This window comes from Algoriphagus sp. oki45 (assembly GCF_036245605.1).
Classification (GTDB): Bacteria; Bacteroidota; Bacteroidia; order Cytophagales; family Cyclobacteriaceae; genus Algoriphagus.
This window is the reverse complement of sequence record NZ_BTPC01000002.1, coordinates 917,285-932,161: the sequence shown is the minus strand read 5'-3', so window position 1 is coordinate 932,161 and position 14,877 is coordinate 917,285. Positions and strand designations below refer to the sequence as shown.

Annotated in this window: 16 protein-coding genes; 8 read left to right on the top strand and 8 right to left on the bottom strand. The window is 44.1% G+C overall.

Translation table 11 applies throughout. The features are described from left to right. The first annotated feature begins 24 nt into the window (after positions 1-24). Together dusB and AAA942_RS13630 are read left to right on the top strand one after the other, a co-directional pair. Positions 25-1,014, top strand: coding sequence for a tRNA dihydrouridine synthase DusB (gene dusB / locus AAA942_RS13635; RefSeq protein ID WP_338220835.1), 990 nt, complete (start codon positions 25-27; stop codon positions 1,012-1,014). A gap of 106 nt (positions 1,015-1,120) precedes the next feature. Beyond that, complete coding sequence (locus AAA942_RS13630; RefSeq protein WP_338220834.1) at positions 1,121-2,026, top strand: DMT family transporter; 906 nt, start codon at positions 1,121-1,123, stop codon at positions 2,024-2,026. Between the two features lies 1 nt (position 2,027). Here the strand turns inward: AAA942_RS13630 and AAA942_RS13625 are convergent, their stop codons facing one another. From AAA942_RS13625 to AAA942_RS13600, 6 genes are all read right to left on the bottom strand, one after another. After that, positions 2,028-2,927, bottom strand: coding sequence for a M23 family metallopeptidase (locus tag AAA942_RS13625; protein ID WP_338220833.1), 900 nt, complete (start codon positions 2,925-2,927; stop codon positions 2,028-2,030). Between the two features lie 56 nt (positions 2,928-2,983). After that, positions 2,984-4,060: a DUF3810 domain-containing protein gene (locus AAA942_RS13620; protein WP_338220832.1), complete on the bottom strand. Its 1,077-nt coding sequence runs from the start codon at positions 4,058-4,060 to the stop codon at positions 2,984-2,986. Positions 4,061-4,072: 12 nt separating this feature from the next. Continuing rightward, positions 4,073-4,654 (bottom strand): NifU family protein, encoded by a 582-nt coding sequence (locus tag AAA942_RS13615; protein WP_338220831.1) that lies wholly within the window; start codon positions 4,652-4,654, stop codon positions 4,073-4,075. A gap of 99 nt (positions 4,655-4,753) precedes the next feature. Next, positions 4,754-5,494 (bottom strand): ThuA domain-containing protein, encoded by a 741-nt coding sequence (locus AAA942_RS13610; protein ID WP_338220830.1) that lies wholly within the window; start codon positions 5,492-5,494, stop codon positions 4,754-4,756. 85 nt (positions 5,495-5,579) lie between these two features. After that, a complete protein-coding gene (locus AAA942_RS13605; RefSeq protein WP_338220829.1) occupies positions 5,580-6,326 on the bottom strand; it encodes a M15 family metallopeptidase in 747 nt (248 codons plus the stop codon). Continuing rightward, positions 6,323-7,087 (bottom strand): SDR family NAD(P)-dependent oxidoreductase, encoded by a 765-nt coding sequence (locus tag AAA942_RS13600; protein WP_338220828.1) that lies wholly within the window; start codon positions 7,085-7,087, stop codon positions 6,323-6,325. The genes AAA942_RS13605 and AAA942_RS13600 overlap by 4 nt, the downstream gene beginning before the upstream one ends. 386 nt (positions 7,088-7,473) lie before the next feature. Between AAA942_RS13600 and AAA942_RS13595 the strand changes: the two genes are divergently transcribed. Both AAA942_RS13595 and AAA942_RS13590 read left to right on the top strand, forming a co-directional pair. Further along, positions 7,474-7,662 (top strand): hypothetical protein, encoded by a 189-nt coding sequence (locus AAA942_RS13595; RefSeq protein ID WP_338220827.1) that lies wholly within the window; start codon positions 7,474-7,476, stop codon positions 7,660-7,662. A gap of 225 nt (positions 7,663-7,887) precedes the next feature. Next, positions 7,888-9,036, top strand: coding sequence for a DUF4221 family protein (locus tag AAA942_RS13590; RefSeq protein WP_338220826.1), 1,149 nt, complete (start codon positions 7,888-7,890; stop codon positions 9,034-9,036). Positions 9,037-9,202: 166 nt separating this feature from the next. Here AAA942_RS13590 and AAA942_RS13585 read toward each other — a convergent pair whose 3' ends face one another. Then, on the bottom strand, positions 9,203-9,868 hold the full coding sequence (locus AAA942_RS13585) for a heme exporter protein CcmB (RefSeq protein ID WP_338220825.1): 666 nt from the start codon (positions 9,866-9,868) through the stop codon (positions 9,203-9,205). 176 nt (positions 9,869-10,044) lie between these two features. On the opposite strand from AAA942_RS13585, the gene AAA942_RS13580 reads away from it, so the two are divergent. Genes AAA942_RS13580 through AAA942_RS13565 form a run of 4 tightly spaced genes read left to right on the top strand, consistent with a single transcriptional unit; the run spans position 10,045 to position 13,940 of the window. Further along, on the top strand, positions 10,045-10,860 hold the full coding sequence (locus tag AAA942_RS13580) for a sterol desaturase family protein (RefSeq protein WP_338220824.1): 816 nt from the start codon (positions 10,045-10,047) through the stop codon (positions 10,858-10,860). 22 nt (positions 10,861-10,882) lie between these two features. Further along, positions 10,883-13,003, top strand: coding sequence for an outer membrane protein assembly factor BamB family protein (locus AAA942_RS13575; protein ID WP_445083342.1), 2,121 nt, complete (start codon positions 10,883-10,885; stop codon positions 13,001-13,003). A 53-nt stretch (positions 13,004-13,056) separates the two neighbouring features. Further along, positions 13,057-13,359 carry a DUF6922 domain-containing protein gene (locus AAA942_RS13570; protein ID WP_338220822.1) on the top strand — a complete coding sequence of 101 codons (303 nt, stop codon included), beginning with the start codon at positions 13,057-13,059 and terminating at the stop codon, positions 13,357-13,359. Beyond that, positions 13,314-13,940, top strand: coding sequence for a nucleotidyl transferase AbiEii/AbiGii toxin family protein (locus AAA942_RS13565; RefSeq protein WP_338220821.1), 627 nt, complete (start codon positions 13,314-13,316; stop codon positions 13,938-13,940). Before AAA942_RS13570 ends, AAA942_RS13565 begins: the two co-directional genes overlap by 46 nt. Here the strand turns inward: AAA942_RS13565 and AAA942_RS13560 are convergent. Continuing rightward, on the bottom strand, positions 13,932-14,798 hold the full coding sequence (locus AAA942_RS13560; protein WP_338220820.1) for an AraC family transcriptional regulator: 867 nt from the start codon (positions 14,796-14,798) through the stop codon (positions 13,932-13,934). The genes AAA942_RS13565 and AAA942_RS13560 overlap by 9 nt on opposite strands. Between the last annotated feature and the right edge of the window lie 79 nt (positions 14,799-14,877).

The following is a 14,877-nucleotide window of genomic DNA, read 5'->3' as shown; positions in this document are numbered from 1 at the left end:
TTACGCCAAATTTAGAATTGAGAAGTGGTTAAGATTGGAAATATAGAATTAGGTGACTTCCCATTGCTGCTCGCACCGATGGAAGATGTGAGTGATCCGCCTTTCCGGGCAGTATGCAAGCAGAATGGCGCTGATCTTATGTATACGGAATTTATCAGTTCGGAAGGACTGATTCGGGATGCTGCCAAAAGTGTCCAAAAGCTCGATGTCTACGACTATGAACGTCCCATAGGTATACAGATTTTTGGTAATGAGATCGAATCCATGCGGGAAGCAGCGGCCATCGCAGAGGAGGCAGGACCTGACATTTTGGATATCAACTACGGTTGTCCAGTTCACAAAGTAGCCTGCAAAGGAGCCGGTGCCGGAATTCTGTTGGATATTCCCAAAATGGTCTCTATGACCGCTGAGATTGTCAAGCGGGTAAATATTCCCGTGACAGTCAAAACCCGTCTGGGATGGAGTCATGAGACGATCAAAATCGTGGAAGTGGCCGAAAGACTTCAGGATGTAGGGATACAGGCCATTTCCATTCATGCCCGAACCCGACAGCAGATGTACAAAGGAGAGGCAGATTGGTCCTGGCTGAATCTGGTCAAAGCCAACCCAAGGCTTCACATCCCGGTTTTTGGTAACGGAGATATTGATTCCCCTGAAAAGGCAGCTGAATACAAATCCAAATACAATGTGGATGGAATGATGATTGGTCGGGCATCCATTGGCTATCCTTGGATTTTCAATGAAATCAAGCATTATCTGGCCACGGGAGAGAAACTTCCTGCCCCGGATTTGGCTGAAAGACTGGCAGTGGCCAAAAAACACCTGGATTTCTCGATCGAATGGAAGGGCGAAAAACAGGGAATTTTGGAAATGAGAAGGCATTACACCAACTATTTCCGAGGCATGCCCAATTTCAAACCCTACCGAACCGAAATGGTCACTGCTGACACTTATTCGCAGGTATGTGAAATTCTCGATCAGGTGGCTGAAGCCTATTCAGAATATGAATTTTGAAAAATGAAATCAACCAGACCTCCCGATATTTCTCCGGAGGTCTTTTTTTTGAACTTTTCTGGGTTGGATTGCTTTCTTTTGCAATCTTAATTTTGCCACCAACCAAATGAACTCTTCATCCTCAGAAAATAGTCTGCTAAGCTGGGGCCTGCTGACCATTCTCACCCTGATTTGGGGAAGTTCTTTTATTCTGATCAAAAGAGGACTGGAGGTGTTCACTCCCGGTGAAGTCGGCGCTTATCGTATGGTGGCAGCAGCTTCGCTTCTTCTTCCTCTTTCCCTTCCCAGAATTAAAAATCTGAATAAAACACAGATCAAAAACCTGCTTATTTCCGGCCTTTTGGGGAGCTTTATTCCTGCCTTCCTGTTTCCAATGGCCCAGACCCAGCTGAGCAGTTCTCTGACCGGGGTTTTGAATGCCTTGACCCCTCTTTTTGTAGTCGTGGTGGGGGCCTTATTTTTTGATGCCAAAATCACCCGGAGAAATCTCCTGGGATTAATTATTGCTTTTGCCGGAGTGATAGTTTTGGTAGCCTATAAGGAAGGCGGAGGCTGGAGTTCCCTGAGCGGAATCAATTCCTACGCCCTGTTTGTGATAGCAGCTTGCATCTGTTACAGCTTCAATCTCTATGTGATCAAAACCCGATTTACAAAACTTACTTCCATTGAGATTTCCTCGATTTCTCTTTTGATGATTTTGCCAGTGGCCTTGATGTACCTTTTTGCAGGCACCCAATTCTCATACAAGATGGTCTCCCATCCGAATGCCCTAGAGGCCTTGGGCTACGTTACCCTACTCGGTATGGTGGGTACCGGTACTGCCCTCATTCTGTTCAATATCATGGTAAAGCGATCCGGACCTTTTTTCGCCAGCTTGGTTACCTACACCATTCCTATAGTAGCGATTTTATGGGGAGTATTGGATGGGGAGGTCTTGCTCTTGGGCCATTATTTTGGAATCGCAGCCGTTATTTTGGGGGTATGGGTAGGAAATAGAAAAAAAACTGGCTGATTTATTTTCCCTCCTGAAAAGCTTTCAATTCTCTTTTGCTCATTTCTGCAGTGACCACATCTTGGGGATGAGCCACCATAAAGTTTTCGGGTTGATTAAAAGAAATCTCCCCCTGCTCACTCACAAAAGTCACAGGAAATGCCTCCATACTCAATTTTTCCGAATCCAATTTGACAGGTTTTAGATTGATCATCCGCACATGAGGTCCGGAGGAGTAGTTTTCTCCACCTGACTGCGCTATTACATCACCGGGGAAAACAAGGTCGCCTTCTTTCACTTTGGCAGAGCCTGCTTTGAGTACAGAGATTTTGGTGAAAGTTCCATCTTCATGGTATAGCTCAATGAAGTTTTCCGCCCGATTAAAACTCAAATTTTCTTTATTCCCTTCGTAGTCCATTTTGATATCTGAGACTATTCCTTTTCTCGGGGCTACGATCATGGTAGGGTTGGAAAAGGAAAAAGAGACTCCTACATAGCTACCGGTCTTTTCCCCTTCGGTCAATCGGTCGGCAAGTGGATTCATTTGCGCAGCCATCACTTCCTGCCCCGCTTCCACCGGGATCAGATAGACAGCCGGGTTTTTCGATTTTGCAAAGATATTCCCCTTAATATAGGAGTAGGAATACCTATAATTAGTCCCTTGACCGGACAAAGTAGGCTTGAGTGTGGCCACTCTTGACCTGCCGGGCGAGGCAAGGGCAGTCACATTCCCACCACCTGTAGTGGTCATATTCTGAAGCTGAGAAAAATTGATCAATACGGTATGAGGAACGGCCGTTCTGTTAATGGCGTAGAAGGTGACTACACCTTCCTTGTCTCGTTCGGTTTCTATTTCTATCTGTCCAAAAGAAGTGAAATGAAGACCTGTAACAAGCAGGAGAAGTAAAAATAGAGTTTTCATCAAGTGTTATTTTTCTTGGGAGGAAAACTAATAGACTTGACAGTATAATCAAAAAATTATTCCTCAAAATTGATTCTTTTTCTCCAAGCAAACGCCAGCATAGGAAGCTGCTGATAGGAATTCACACCAGCTTTTACTCCTTGCGTCTTGAGAAAGAGATCATTAGACTTTTTGGACAGCTCCAAAGAAAAAGGTTTGATCGCTTCCGCCGCTTCCCGGATAGATTGCAAGTCAGCAAGGACTCCCGGATTGATGGTGTTGACCCAGACTTTATATTTTTTCGGCTCCATCCGATAGTAATCTCTCATTTGATATTGGAGCAATCTCAAGTGTCCTGAGTAGCGAAGAAGGTAGTTTTCCGAATTGGCGCAGATGACCCAAGCGATAAAATTTGCCTCACCCTCGTCTGTCACACCATAGCTATGCGCCATTTCATGAGCTACAGTGAAGGGCTGCTCCAAAGGATGCAGGGTCGGGTCTATGTAGCTTTCTCCGGTAAAAGGAAAATAAATACCAAGAATCCCCATCTTTCTCATAAATCCCGGAGGAGGAAAAAGCTTAGTCCTTGGCCTTCCCGTGAAATTGAGGCCAAGGATTTCCAGATTTTCACTCATATTGGACCTAACCAAAACTTCCAAATCTGTATAAGGCATGGTGTTTTGAATAGCCAGGGTATCACGAGTCAGCCTCAAGCGATAAAGCTCCACCAGTCTTTGAGTGAGTTTGATTTCAGATTCAATCTGCTCCAGATTCAGCGATTGGGGCTTCAATTCCAATTGCTGAAAGATCGGAGTCCGCTGATAGTTGTATCCCCAAAGGATGAGAAAAAAGAAAATTAAAGCCCCTGCTCCATTGGCAAAAGCCTGAATAGTATAAAGCGTTTTCTCTTTCCAGCCATTCTTTTTAGAAAGCCTGAAGAGATATATCCCAATCACCAAAAAAACGGAAACCAAGAAAAGATAGACACTGGGGAAAGGTAAATACCCCAGTGTCAAATCCACTACATTTCTTATCCCAGGGAAAAACTTACGGGAATACAGGTCATCGGTGAGCTCGGTATTTTGCATGGCAAAATACCGGATTCCCAAGGCCAATACCCCAAGAAAAGCCCAGGACCAATCCCTATTGCCCATATCGTTTTGCGCTTAGATTCCCTCTGCAACCACTTCCTTCACTTCTGGAAGCATGCGGGTCAGCAGGTTTTGGATTCCCGCTTTGAGTGTCACCGTACTGGATGGACAGCCGGAGCAGGAACCTTGAAGCAGGACTTTGACTACTCCGTCCTGAAAAGAATGAAAAACTATCGCTCCACCATCCTGCTCTACCGCGGGACGGATGTATTCGTCCAATATTCCTTTGATTTTTTTGACCACTTCCGAATCGTTCTCATCAAAAAGTGGATCCTTTTCAAAACTGGCCTGAACGGCTTTTTGTCCGGATTCTAAGAATTGTTTGATGTGGTCCCGGATAATGGTCTGTATTTCCGGCCATTCCACATCTTCGGACTTGGTCACAGTGACAAAATTGGAAGCGATAAATACCCGCTGCACCGCAGCAAAATTGAACAACTCCTTGGCCAATTGGCTGTTTCCCGTGCTTTCCACATCAGGAAAGTCAAAACTTACTCCCTCATCTACCAACATAAAATTGGCTACAAACTTCAGGGAATTGGGATTGGGATTAGCCTCCATGTAGAGGTGGACAGGTCGGGCTTGAGCTTTGAGCATGGTATTCTTGATTTGATTGTAAAGAAAAACCAAAAAAGGGTCCGGAAGTTCCGAAGCCCTGTGTTTTTCCTGATTTTTAGGTGATTTAACACCAAATCACTAAGGAAGCTTACCTTTGGCTGCATACCAAATGCCTCCGTGCACATGCTGTAGAAAAACAGGATTGGCCCATGCAGCCTCCACGTGTCCCAAAGCAGTGTAAAAAACTCTCCCCCCATCAAACTCATGATACCAAGCCATCGGGTGATTCGCTCCCATGGGTTTGGCTGGCTCATAGGTGGTCTCGTCAGCATTGATCAGGACCTTGATGGCCGGATTGATATTTCTGAATTCGTACAACTCATCAAACCAGAGCCAATTCTCAGGCAAATGCCAAGTAGAAGGGTGAGATTGATCCAAGACCTGCATTCTCAACGTCTGTTGGCGTGGATGGGCCAGGAAATAGGCACCGATCATTTGATTATACCACGGCCATTCGTATTCTGTATCGGTAGCGGAGTGGATACCGACTACCCCTTTTCCACTTTGAACAAACTTTTGGAAAGCAGCTTTTTGGGCCTCATTGAAAATAGTCCCGGTGGTGCTCAGCAAAACCACCACATCGTATTTGGCGAGATTCTCATCATTAAATTGATTGGCGTCCTCGGTGACATAGACTCCGAATCCATTTTCCTGACCGAGTTTTTTAACAGCTGCTACCCCCTCAGGGATGGATTGGTGACGGAATCCGGCCGTTTTGGAGAAGACCAAGACTCTATATTGTGCCCCTCCTTGTGAAAGAGCAGAAAAGGCAATGCCAAGGATCAGGCAAAGCGTCAGTAAGGTTGGTTTGAGATTCATGGTGTGTTGATGGTTAATGGGTCATTGATAAGGAAATTTCGGATTTCGAAAAGACTAACCGACTTCCGAAATCCAATGTCTGAAGTTATTTGATCAGTGAAAATTTCTCACCGGCTTTTTTACGTGAAAATGCATTGAAATGCCACCATTCGCTACCGATTCCTGTAAAACCTGCCCCTTTCATCACTTTTCTGAGGATTTCTCGGTTGGCAATGTGGGTTTGGGTAATTTTTCCCTCAGCCAGCATCTGCTTTTCCCGGTCAGGATAGGCAGGATAACCGAAGTAATCGTAAGTAGTCCCCATATCCAAAACCGAATCAGATTGGGTATCGAAAATAGTCAGATCGACCGCCACACCAAAGTTGTGCAATCCACCTATTTTAGGATCAGCCACATAGAGGGGCTTGATGCTGTCCGGCTTGTCCAAGCTATCCCAGAGAATCTGCTGCACACTCTGAGGTCGCACTCCATCGTAAATCAGCAAGGTCAAGTGAGGAAATTCCCTTTGCAGGGCCTCATTGGCAGATTTTACACGCTGAGCTACTTCAGGCTGCAAATAACATCGAGTCAATTCCCCATAAACATCCTGACCAAAGAAATTATCCTCAGTAGAATACTTCAATTCCACCCTGATGCTAGGGTCCACAGTCTGAATGTCCACCAATCCCTGATCGATCAATTTCTGCTCAAGAGGAGAAATTGGGGCTGTTGTTTCCACAGTGGCAATAGGAGCGATTTCCTCCCGCTGCAGTTCAGAAAAGGTTTCCTGATCACTCTTAGGAGCCGAACAGGCCAAAAGAAGGGCAATTCCCAACACGCTAAATTTTCTCATGAAGGAAGGTTTTTTTTGACCAAGGTCGCAGCGGCCTGGGCAGTGGGCAAAACCACAATATCTGCCAAAACCACATGGGGTGGCCTGTTTACCACAAACTCAACGATATCGGCAATATCCTGAGCCACTAGCGGTTCGTACCCTTGATAGACCGTCTCAGCTCTTTTTTCATCCCCTTTAAACCGGACCAAGGAAAACTCCGTCTCCACCAAACCTGGATGAATGCCAATGACTTTGATGCCAAAAGGATTCAGGTCGATGCGCATGCCTTTGGTAATGGCATCTACCGCATGCTTGCTGCCACAGTATACATTCCCGTTGGGATAGACCTCCTTACCGGCAATGGAGCCAATATTGATAATAGTGCCCGAATTACGCTCCGTCATTCCGGGGATAATGGCTTTGGACACGTACAGCAAGCCCTTCACGTTGATATCCATCATGGCATCCCAGTCGTCCAAACTCCCTGTTTGGATCGGGTCCATGCCATGGGCATTTCCTGCATTGTTGATCAGAACGTCAACTGCAGCCCATTCAGGAGGTAGATTTCTGAGGATTTCACCGACTTTTTCTCTGTCCCGGACGTCAAAAACCAAAGGCAAATACCGGACAGGAGTAGGCAGTTCCGACTTTAATTCCTCCAAGCGATCTTTTCTTCTCCCGGTGGCGATAATATCAAACCCCATTTTGGCGAGAGTAATCGCACAGGCTTTTCCGATTCCGGAGGTCGCTCCGGTAATCAGGGCAATTTTATTTTCCATGATTTAAAGATAAAAGGATTGGAAGAACTTGTCCGCCGAGGCGGATTGGAAAAGTGATAAGGTTGAAATTTAAGGCCGAATAGTAGGACAGCTTGAACGATTTTGTAGGATATGGAATAAAGACAATTGGTCCTCTCAGATTAGAATTTCTCACTTCCAATCGAGACAATAACTTAATTTGGTTTTCAGTTAATAGACGATAAATAACTATCACCACTAATCGAATAAATTATTTTAAACCGATTAAACCAGAATTAGACCATTTATCAGTAAAATATGGGGGGGGTGTAAATTTAATAGGCAACGAAGAATAAAGGTTTGATCTTTTACCTATGTTTAACTTAACTCAATGTTTTATGAAAAACTATCTCAAGTTTCTAGGGGTAATGTCCCTTGTTTTCCTTTTGACTACACTGAGCAGCATGCAGGCAGCCAATGCCCAAGGTCAGCCAAATGGTGATTATTTATGTAAATGGGACGCGGAATTGCAATGGTGCTTGATGTCCGCTAAGGATGGATATTGTGCCTATGGCGGTGATGGCTGCCAGTCAACTATTCCAGAAGTCTTAGATTAAACTTGTTCAAATTAGAAAGACTACCTCATAAAACTTCTTCAAGCATAAATGATATCCAAAGTGTCCAGATAAGTCAAAATTGGAATAAAAATGAGGAATCATCAAGGAATTCATTCCCCAAAACCAAAAATGAAATTCCTCTCAAGCTCTTTGGGAATGCTTCCAAATGAAATTGAATTGAGGTAGTCTTTTTGAATTGAGGTAGTCTTTCTTTAAAAAATAGCCATGAAAAACCTTTCAATCCTTATTGGCATATTTTGCCTTGCTTCATGCTCGCAAGTAAAGGAGCATTCAACTGATCCATTAAGCTACGTTTCTGATACAACTGTTATTTCTATTGACAGAAAAACCGAAAATTATGTTCGGGCAGTCCAGCATTTTGACGGTAAATTATATTGGTGGAATTCTAATCGATCCACAATAAGCGTTATTGATTTAGAGAGCCAACAGGTAGAAAAAACGATCAAGCTTGCAGAAGAGGGGCCGGATGGTTTAGGAATCGCTTTGGGTATTTTTGTAATTAATTCTGACAGTTTGATAATACCCAATATGTCCTACGAACTTAATTTAATTAACTCTCAGGGATCCAAATTGGCTAAGTTTGATTACTCTGAATTCTCAAAAATTGGTGTGGTGATACCATCGATGACTAGATATTCGAGCATGATTCAAACAAACAAAAAGGGGAGACTATTTTTTGGGATGGAAGATTTAAAAAATCTACCATTAGAAGATATTGATGAGAAGGCATTAACAGAATACCCTCCAATATTGACACTTGATTTGGATAAAGGAACTTTTGAATTCTTAGAATTTAAAGTTCCAAACTCTATCCTGAAATATAATAATTTCATAAACTTTGGAATAGCAGCCAATTCAACAGGTATTTTACTTCTCCATAACCACAGTAATATGCTATTGGAAGTTGATTTTTCAGGAAAATCATATAAAGAGCACGAACTCAAGTCTGATTTAATCACTAATTTTTCTAACGCCTATTTCCTTTCACCTAGGATGTCAAGTTCAATCGAGAAAAACATGAAATTGGCCTTCAAATATTCAGATAATTTTGGATTGGAATTCGACCCTCATAAAAATTTGCTTTACCGCTTTGGTTGGCCTGGAGAAGAAATTCCTGAAGGTGTAAATGTAGATCAATTTAATTCCACCCCTCCATTTTACACATTAAGTGTTTACGATGGTTCCGATTTCTCCTTGATCAAAGAATTTACTCTCCCAAGAAACACCTACCTCGCCCATCATTATTTTGTAGATGAAAAAGGACTAAATCTTTTCCCTATGCATCCCGATAATCCCGAATTCAACGAGGATGAACTGGTGATTCATACGTTTGATTTTAGCGGGTTGAAGTAGGAATTAAAAGATTGAAAAATTGCAAACAAACGGAGTTCCTGCTCTGCGAAGGGAAGGAGATGAAGGATGAAAAGTGAAAAAGTTAGAATTTAGCAGTGTGTTCTAGACAGACGGTGGAAGTTCTTTTTCCCCTCGTAAATCTTACTTCTAAAATCGTAAATCAAATTCAGCTTCTCCACAAATAAGGAAACAGAATATAGCCCGTAGCTGCCACGATGGTATTGATCGCCAAAAGGCTCAGCAACTTATCCGCGCTTACACTCCAGTCCAAGCCATCCAAGGCATTTTTTGAAATGCGAATGGCCATCAGCAAAATCGGGATGATCACAGGGAAACTCAAAATCGCCATCAGCGTGGCATTGTTTCCGGCTTTGGAAGCAATCCCACTGACCATAGTTAAGGAGGCAGAAAAACCTACCGATCCCAAGATTAGGTTGAGAAGGAAAAGCTCTTGATCCTGAACGGGATTTCCCAAAATCACTGAAAAAACGCCATACCCTAAAAGAGCCAAAATCATCGTCAGTCCGGTGTTGTAGAGGATTTTCGAAACTATAATGGATTCAGGAGAAGCGATCATGTAGTAGTATAGCTGCCGACCCTGATGCTCTTGTACAAAGCTTTTTGCTACGGCATTTACCGCAGAAAAAAGAATAATAATCCAATACAGTGCATTCCAAGTCGGAACAGATAGATTACCCATCTTGGCTCCTACACTGAGATAAGTGATAAAAACGGCCGACACCACATAGAGCAGAATGCCATTCAAGGCATATTTTTGTCTCCACTCGAGGGTGATTTCCTTTCGGATCAAAACCGAGATTTCCTTCCACATGCTTCAAAGTAAATACATTTTTGGCCACGAAGGCCTAAAGGAACCAAGGGATTTTGCACACTTTTTTTGCTCACAGATTGCTCAGATTAGCACAGATTAGCTTTCGATCTTTATTCTTCCGTGCAATCTGCGAGAGACGAAATCATCTTTTGATTGGAAAGAATTCTCTGATTAACTTGAAAATCATTAAAGTTGAGCCTATGATTTGGGAGGATTTCTTCATTCGATGGACCAGAATTGCAGGGAATGTGACTTTTCGTTACTTCCTGATTGCGGGTACAGTCTTTTTCCTTTTCTATTTCATTTTAAACCGAATAATGGCCAGCCGAAAAATGCAAACCAAATTTCCCAAGCTCAAAGATTACTCCCGAGACATCACCTACTCTTTGATCACCATTTTGATTTTCGCCACAATTGCTGCGGTGACTTTTATTCTTTTGGACCCCTTTACGCTTTATTATCGGGATGTTGAAAAATTTGGATGGGCCTATTTTTACCTCAGTTTCCCTTTGATGTTTTTTATTCACGATGCCTATTTCTACTGGGCCCATCGGCTAATGCATCATCCTCGGCTTTTTAAGGCGATACACCGAGTTCATCATCAATCCACCAACCCCTCCCCTTGGACCGCTTATGCCTTTCATCCTTTGGAAGCCTTAGTAGAAGCAGGGATTATTCTGGTATTGGGTTTTGTTTTACCGATTCATCAGGCCGCATTCGGGCTATTCATGCTGTTTCAGTTTTCGTACAATGTCTACGGTCACTTGGGCTATGAGCTTTATCCCAAAAATTTTCACCGAACCAAGATTGGAAAATGGATCAATACCGGAACAGCCCACAATCAGCATCACCAGTATTTCCATGGAAATTACGGGCTTTACACCTTGATTTGGGACCGGCTTTTTGGAACGCTGAGAGCAGATTATGATCAAAAATTTGATCAGGTAACCACTCAGAATCAATCAGAAAGTCAGCAAAAAACCTTGGCCTGACCCCCATTTTCAACTCATTGAAATGCTCATGAATAGGAGAAAAATCCTCTTTTCCGCCCTTAGCTTTCTGGCTTTTTCCTGTGCTGAAAAAAGCCCGGAAATCGACTACACCGACTGGTCTCATTACGGAGGACCGGAGGACGGATCAAGGTACTCGGCCCTCACCCAAATCACCCCAACTAATGTCGCCCAGCTCCAAGTAGCCTGGACCTACCATACCGAAGATGCCACTGAGCGAAGTCAGATTCAGTGTCAGCCCATTGTAGTGGATGGACTGCTGTATGGAACCACTCCCAAGCTGAATGTTTTTGCCTTGGATGCGGCCACGGGAATGGAAATTTGGAGGTTTGATCCTTTTGAGGTTTTGGGTGGTGAAAATTCCTGGGCAGGGACCAATCGGGGAGTGACTTATTGGGAAGAAGGAGAGGACAAGCGGATTTTGTTTACCGCCGGCAATTGGCTAATGGCGGTAAATGCGCGGACTGGAGAACCGATTTTGAGTTTTGGGGATCAGGGAAAAGTGGATCTGCGAAAAGACTTGGATACGGATTTAGAGGATTTTCTGATTGTCTCCAATTCCCCGGGCGTAGTTTTCGAAGACAAACTGATCATGGGCATGCGACTCTCAGAAGGCTTGGATGCTGCACCGGGACATATCCGAGCCTACAATATCAAAACCGGAAAGCGGGAGTGGATTTTTCACACCATCCCTCATGAAGGCGAGGAAGGCTATGAGACTTGGGATCCCAAATACATCCGCCAAATCGGGGCAGCCAACAACTGGGCTGGAATGACCGTGGACCAAAGCCGTGGGATTGTTTTTGTCCCAACTGGCTCGGCTACGTATGACTTTTGGGGTGGATACCGCACGGGAGATAATCTGTACGCCAATTCCCTTTTGGCTTTGGATGCCCGTACCGGAAAAAGAATCTGGCATTTTCAGGCGGTTCATCATGATGTCTGGGACAGGGATTTCCCTGCCAATCCCAATCTGATCCGAATCCAAAAAGACGGAAAATGGGTCGATGCAGTGGCTCAGATTTCCAAGCAAGGCATGACTTATGTTTTTGATCGGAAAACCGGTGAGCCCATTTGGCCCATCACAGAGACTCCCGTCACCCAAAGCGTAATGCCTGGAGAGGTGAGTTCGAAAACCCAGCCTATTCCTACCCTTCCTGAGCCATTTATGAATATGGTTTTTGAGGAAAAAGACATCCTTAATCTGACACCCGAGTGGGAATCAGATATCCGAAATCAACTAGGGGATGCTATTATGGGAGATACCTGGGCTCCTCCACATCCTGAGAGACCCATTGTTCTTTTCCCAGGAATGGATGGAGGCGGTGAGTGGGGTGGAGCTTCTTTTGATCCCCAAACCCAAACCCTCTACGTCAATGCCAATCAAATCCCCTGGCTGATCGAAATGACTCCCAATGCCAGTTTCGGCAACGTTGGACTTTCCATCTACAGCAATTACTGCGGCAATTGTCATGGCCTAGACCGCAAGGGAAACCCTCCTGCATTACCCAGTTTGGTAGGTTTGAAAGAGAAATACACGGCGGACTCCCTAAATCAACTCCTAGTGAAAGGTAGGGGAGCCATGCCTGCTTTTTCTCATATTTCTGCCGAGGAGAGAGGCGTTTTGGTAGATTTCCTGTTGGGGAAAGCAGATCAGGGAGACAAAAAAGAAATGGAAGCCGAAAGCTCCAAACTCTATCCCCGCTACTACATGAAGGGCTACAAGCGATTGGTTACCAAAGAAGGGATCTACGGCTCCAATCCTCCTTGGGGACTTTTGACGGCGATCGACATGAATACCGGCTTGAAGAAATGGCAGATTCCTTTGGGTTCTATCGATTCCCTGAAAACCATGGGGTTTGAAAATACCGGCATTGAAAACTACGGAGGCCCGGTCGTCACAGCTGGTGGTGTGCTTTTTATCGCTGCGACCAAGGATGAGAAAATCAGAGCCTTTGACAAAGAAACAGGTCAACTCCTTTGGGAGGCCAAACTCCCCGCTGCAGGTCATGCCACTCCGGCGGTATATGAGAAAGACGGAAAGCAGTTTCTGGTCATAGCCTGCGGAGGAGGAAAAGGGACAAAAAGTGGGGATGCTTATGTGGCATTTGCTTTGCCGGACTAAATTGAAATCAGGAATTCGTTTTTTGTCTGATCGATCCTTTATAAATTCCCATCATGAGTGATAAGCCCAAACCCATCTTTGACAAGCGCATCTTCTGGGATGTGAATTTTGAAGCCATCGATTATGACAAAAAATACAAGTTTGTCATCGAGCGGGTTTTTGAGCGGGGAGACACGCCTGATATCCGTAATTGCCGCAGATATTATGGGGATGAATTGATCGCAGAAGTTTTACTCAGTGCAAAGTTTTTACCTCAAATGAGGATGTATTTAGCCGCAGCAGTGATTGATCGTCCTGTAGAAGATTTCAGATGCTACAAACTCAGACAGTCGAACCCGGAACTCTTTCCTTACTGAAAAGGCTTTGCCAACTTCCATGTCTCAAGGGATTTGGTTTGGTGGGAGGTACAGCCCTATCACTTAAGTTTGGGCATCGATTATCTATTGATTTGGATCTTTTTTCAACTTCAAAATTTGAAAATGAAGAAGTCATTTTTTGCCTGAGATCGGAGTTTGGAAGTCATTTCATCATTGAAGAAAAACCCCCCATTTTTGGAATCTTTTGCTACATCCACGACGTGAAAGTGGATTTAGTGCGTCACCCTCATCCCTTGATCGGGGAAACTGAGTCAATCGAAGAAATCCGCTTTTTCTCAGATAGAGACATTATGGCCATGAAGATTCAAGCCATTTTGGGTCGGGGAAAAAAGAAGGATTTTTGGGATATTTCCGAACTTCTTCAGCATTATTCTGTGGCTGATTTTATCCAAGCCCATAAGGAAAAATACAGCACTCAAAACCTCCTAATCTCCATTCCACAAGTGATGGTGTATTTTCAGGATGCTGAGGAAGATGAAGATCCTCTAAGTCTAAAAGGGCAAACTTGGACAAGCGTGAAAAAGACCATCACCAAAAAGGTTGCGGCACATTTACGCTAGGTTTTTAAACTCCCTTGGGGTCATTCCGGTATGACTTTTAAAACTTCGGTTGAAATAGGAAAGATTCTCAAAGCCGACCCGGTAAGCAATCTCAGAAACCCCCAAATCAGTCTCCTGAAGCAATTTCTGGGCTTCGCTGATTCGAAGTTGCTGGAGGTATTGGGTGAAGGTCTTCCGGGTTCTCAATTTGAAAAAGCGGCAAAAGGCTTCCTTGGAGAGATGGGCCTGCCCTGCTACCTCTTCCAGTGTGATGGATCGAAAGCGATTTTCCAAAATAAATTGCATGACCCGGTTCATTCGGCTACCATCCTTCTCCGAAAGGCCCCGAATGAGCCCTGTTTCATTCAATCGGATCAAATCCTCCCTGGCACCCTCCAGCCAGGACAATAACTGGACTGCCAGCTGAAATCTGTGAAGACCTTTGCTGTCTTCGACTTGAAGAAAAAGTCCCTTGATCCTTTTGGCGGTTTTCCCCTGCACCTGAAAACACAAACCCTGTGTTTCCTCAAATTTCCTCAAAGAGTCCAGCTCGTCAATTTCTCCCAAAGCTTTACCCAAAGCTTGAAAATCAAAGAAAATCGTATTTCCTGCTGATTTCAACAAGGTCCCTTCTTCAAAAAACTCCGGGTCGCTACGAAACACGTGCGGAGCATTTTCCCCCAAAAAGAACAAATCTCCTGCCTGGAATCTCCCCACATAATCCCTACTTAGCAACTGCCCTTTCCCCTCCAGAATCACCGTCAACTGCAGCTGGGGATGCTGGTGCAGTTTGTCATAAAAGTGAGTTCCTCGATCCTCCTGATAGCGGACAAACTCACGCTGGGATTTTGGAACCTGAAATGAAATGACTTTTTCCATAATCCAAAAATGATAGATAATTACAAATAAATATATAAGAGCCATCCATATTATATCAATATCGTATCAAAATGAACTA

Excerpts from the sequence above, each read along its gene's own strand:
- AAA942_RS13630 (WP_338220834.1), top strand. The coding sequence starts at position 1,121 with ATGAACTCTTCATCCTCAGAAAATAGTCTGCTAAGCTGGGGCCTGCTG.
- AAA942_RS13625 (WP_338220833.1), bottom strand. The coding sequence starts at position 2,927 with ATGAAAACTCTATTTTTACTTCTCCTGCTTGTTACAGGTCTTCATTTC.
- AAA942_RS13620 (WP_338220832.1), bottom strand. The coding sequence starts at position 4,060 with ATGGGCAATAGGGATTGGTCCTGGGCTTTTCTTGGGGTATTGGCCTTG.
- AAA942_RS13615 (WP_338220831.1), bottom strand. The coding sequence starts at position 4,654 with ATGCTCAAAGCTCAAGCCCGACCTGTCCACCTCTACATGGAGGCTAAT.
- AAA942_RS13610 (WP_338220830.1), bottom strand. The coding sequence starts at position 5,494 with ATGAATCTCAAACCAACCTTACTGACGCTTTGCCTGATCCTTGGCATT.
- AAA942_RS13605 (WP_338220829.1), bottom strand. The coding sequence starts at position 6,326 with ATGAGAAAATTTAGCGTGTTGGGAATTGCCCTTCTTTTGGCCTGTTCG.
- AAA942_RS13600 (WP_338220828.1), bottom strand. The coding sequence starts at position 7,087 with ATGGAAAATAAAATTGCCCTGATTACCGGAGCGACCTCCGGAATCGGA.
- AAA942_RS13595 (WP_338220827.1), top strand. The coding sequence starts at position 7,474 with ATGTCCCTTGTTTTCCTTTTGACTACACTGAGCAGCATGCAGGCAGCC.
- AAA942_RS13590 (WP_338220826.1), top strand. The coding sequence starts at position 7,888 with ATGAAAAACCTTTCAATCCTTATTGGCATATTTTGCCTTGCTTCATGC.
- AAA942_RS13585 (WP_338220825.1), bottom strand. The coding sequence starts at position 9,868 with ATGTGGAAGGAAATCTCGGTTTTGATCCGAAAGGAAATCACCCTCGAG.
- AAA942_RS13575 (WP_445083342.1), top strand. The coding sequence starts at position 10,883 with ATGCTCATGAATAGGAGAAAAATCCTCTTTTCCGCCCTTAGCTTTCTG.
- AAA942_RS13570 (WP_338220822.1), top strand. The coding sequence starts at position 13,057 with ATGAGTGATAAGCCCAAACCCATCTTTGACAAGCGCATCTTCTGGGAT.
- AAA942_RS13565 (WP_338220821.1), top strand. The coding sequence starts at position 13,314 with ATGCTACAAACTCAGACAGTCGAACCCGGAACTCTTTCCTTACTGAAA.
- AAA942_RS13560 (WP_338220820.1), bottom strand. The coding sequence starts at position 14,798 with ATGGAAAAAGTCATTTCATTTCAGGTTCCAAAATCCCAGCGTGAGTTT.